The 3,261-nt window shown below is 75.5% G+C and carries 4 protein-coding genes; all 4 read right to left on the reverse strand.

The genetic code is table 11. From position 1 onward, the window contains the following. Positions 1-808: 808 nt before the first annotated feature. On the reverse strand, positions 809-1,243 hold the full coding sequence (gene dtd, locus F2B26_RS15300; RefSeq protein ID WP_159810828.1) for a D-aminoacyl-tRNA deacylase: 435 nt from the start codon (positions 1,241-1,243) through the stop codon (positions 809-811). Continuing rightward, complete coding sequence (locus tag F2B26_RS15305; protein WP_159810830.1) at positions 1,240-1,581, reverse strand: DUF2516 family protein; 342 nt, start codon at positions 1,579-1,581, stop codon at positions 1,240-1,242. Before F2B26_RS15305 ends, dtd begins: the two co-directional genes overlap by 4 nt. Positions 1,582-1,635: 54 nt before the next feature. Next, positions 1,636-2,718: an FUSC family protein gene (locus F2B26_RS15310; protein ID WP_159810832.1), complete on the reverse strand. Its 1,083-nt coding sequence runs from the start codon at positions 2,716-2,718 to the stop codon at positions 1,636-1,638. After that, on the reverse strand, positions 2,715-3,261 hold a 547-nt coding region (gene ygfZ / locus F2B26_RS15315; protein WP_369122552.1), incomplete at its 5' end, for a CAF17-like 4Fe-4S cluster assembly/insertion protein YgfZ. The genes F2B26_RS15310 and ygfZ, both read right to left, overlap by 4 nt.

Raw genomic sequence — 3,261 nt, forward strand, 5'->3', positions numbered from 1 at the left:
TGCCCGACCCGGACGGCGCCCGGGGTCGCGCGCTGACCGCGGCCGGCTGCACGGTGGCCGGCCGGGACGGGGGTGTCCGGCTCGCGTTCCACCTGTGGAACGACGAGGACGACGTCGCCCGGGCCGCCGCCGCGCTGTCGCGCTGACCGAGGGCAGGCCCGACCGCACGAGACACGACAGGGCCCCCGCACATGACAAGGCCCCTCGGACGCTTACTCCGAGGGGCCTTGATGTCGGGGCCAGGCTAGCCACCGCGTCTGACAGCCCGGGTGAACGACACACCAACCGTCCACAAATTCTGTGCACAGCCCTGTGTCCGACGGGCGTCCTGCCTGGTCACCCTGTGGACGACCCTGTGCTCAACCCTGTGGACGAAAACTGGTCGACGCACCCCCTTGCGGCCCCCTGACGGCGGGACTAGACCTGTCCCATCGATCCCGACGGATCACCGGCAGCGAGGCCGGACCGCAAGGTCCGGACCAGCCGCAGGCGGACCGCAGGGACCGGAACCGATCGGAGAACGGCACGACCGCAGCGCCAGGGTGACCTGGTGGCCCGCGCACGACGGCGCGGGGGACGTGCTCGGACCCGGGAGGTTCGATCGCAGGTGCAGCACCCCGCACGGCCGGTTCGCCGGACGAGGCAGGGGTGGGGCACCCGCCGCACGTCGAGCGGCGCGACCGCGGGGTGACCCGCAGGTGTGCGATCAGAGGAAGGCCCCTCGGACGCTTACTCCGAGGGGCCTTCTTCTGCATGTGCGCGCGGGGCGACCTGCGCGGACCGGCGCACCGCGACGACCCGCACGGGCTCAGTCCGGCACCGACTCCAGCAGGATCGTCACCGGGCCGTCGTTGACCAGCTCGACCTGCATGTCCGCGCCGAACCGCCCGGTCGCCACCGGCAGCCCCCGCCCGCGCAGCGCCGCGACGAACGCCTCGACCAGCGGTTCGGCCACCGGACCGGGCGCCGCCTGGTTCCACGTCGGGCGCCGGCCCTTGCGGGTGTCGGCGTAGAGCGTGAACTGGCTGATGACGAGCACCGGGGCGGTGACGTCCACCGCCGAGAGCTCGTCGCGCAGGATGCGCAGCTCGGCGACCTTGCGCGCCAGGTGCTCCACCTGAGCGTCCCCGTCGCCGGGGGTCACCCCGACGAGCACCACGAGCCCCGGACCGGGCAGCTCGCCCACGACCTCGCCGGCCACCGTGACCTTCGCCCGGGTGGCCCGCTGGACGACCGCCCTCACCAGCCGGAGCGCGGGCCGCGCGGCCCCTTGCGGCGCGAGTACGGCTGGACCGCGGGTCGCACGTCGACGAGGTAGACGACGGCCGCGACGGCCGCCAGCAGCGCGAGGAACTGGAATGTGCCGCCCCCCAGGGAGTAGCCGCCCGGGATCGGCACCGCGATGAACGAGACCACGGCGGAGGCCGCGAGCACTCCCGTCCACAGCCCCTTCGTGCGCTTGCCCGCGGACACGAACGCCCCGGTCGGCCGGCGCAGGCAGTCGACGAGCGCCCAGACGCACAGCGCCACGATGGCCGCGTAGAAGAGCAGGAAGAGGAGCACCTGCAGGGTCACGATCACGCGGCTGAGCCTATGCGGTGAGCCCCGGCGGCGGCGAGCAGCTGCCCGCTGCGCTCACAGCTCGGGCAGCACGTCGTGCGCCTGCGACGGGTCGGCACCGGACACCTGCAGCACGTCGACGACGAGCGAGCGCAGCAGCAGCACGAGGCTCTGCGCCTGCCAGCCCTCGTCGGCCGCGGCGTGCGGGTCCAGGTCGTGCGCCACGGCGAGCAGGTCGGTGCGGGCCCGCACCGGGTCGCGACCGCTGCCGAACGCGTCCGCCAGCTCGTCCACGGCCCGGGCGACCCGCTCGACGTCCCGCGCGACCGTGGGCGCCGCGGTCCCGTCCTCCACCACCGGCCCGGCCCTGCGGGCGAGCACGCGGGAGTTGCGGACGGCACGGTCGGTGAGCACGGCGCACTCGACCAGCCGGGCGAGCTCGGCCCGGTGCCGACGGGCCGCGGGCGAGACCCGGGCCAGGTCGTGCGCGTAGCGGGTCGCGTCCAGCCACTCGTCGAGCGCGGGCTGGCTGGCACGTCCGCGCACCAGGGCGTCCTCGACCCGCTCGGCCGACCCGGTCGACAGCCCGCGGGCCAGCTCGTGCAGCACCCGCCCGAGGTCACGCAGCACGCCCCGCGCCAGCTCGCGCGGCCGGCGCCGGACGTCGGTCGGCGTGAGCACCGTGACCGCCAGGGCCATGGCACCGCCGAGCAGCGCGTCGATCCAGCGACCCACCGGACCGCCCGAGGCCGTCGGCAGCCCGACGATGACGATGGCCTGCACCCCGGCCTGCGTCGTGAGCATGAGCCCCCGGTCGAGGAACCGGGCGACGAGGGCCGAGGCGATGAGCACGAGCGCCATCTGCCACCAGCCGCTGCCGATCACGTGCACGACGAGGTCGCCGGCGCCCACCCCGATCGCGACCCCGACGGCCAGCTCGGCGACGCGTCGCACCTCACGGTTGCGCGAGAACCCCAGCGCCACCCAGGACGCGACGGGGGCGAAGAACGGGTACGGGTGCCCGAGCACGTCGTGCGCGATGACGTAGGCGATGGCGCCGGCGGCCGCGGCCTGCACCACCGGGAACCATGCGGCGCGTACCCGCGACCAGCCCTGCCGGGCCCGCTCCTGGACCTCGATCCGCAACGACGCGTTCACCGTGCGCCGGCGACCCGCAAGCCCGGTGCCACCGGTCCGCGCGGTGCCGGCCGGTCGACCGACACCCCGTCCGGGGGCACGACGATCACCTGGGCGGCCGCGACGGCGCCCCCGTCCTCGTCGACCAGCAGGTCGACGTCGGCCGGGGCGGACCGCTTGAGCACCGCGAGCGCCACGGGCCCGAGCTCGTGGTGCCGAGCCGAGCTGGTGAGCGTGCCGACCACGGGCCCGTCGGGCACCGCGCGCACCGCGGCACCGGCGGCGGGCAGCAGGTGCCCGGATCCGTCCAGGTGCAGCATCGCCAGCCGACGCGGCGGACGGCCGAGGTTGTGCACGCGGGCCACCGTCTCCTGCCCCCGGTAGCAGCCCTTGTGCAGGTGCACGGCGGTGCGCAGCCAGTCGAGCTCGTGGGGCAGCGAGCGGTGGTCGACCTCGGTGGCGAACCGCGGCCGCCACGCCTCGACCCGCAGCGCCTCGCTCGCCCAGGTGCCGGCCAGCAGCCAGCCGGCGCGCTCCCTGGCGGCGACCTGCTCGACCAGCTCG

Source organism: Cellulomonas citrea (assembly GCF_009829685.1).
In the GTDB taxonomy this organism is placed as follows: Bacteria; Actinomycetota; Actinomycetes; order Actinomycetales; family Cellulomonadaceae; genus Cellulomonas; species Cellulomonas citrea.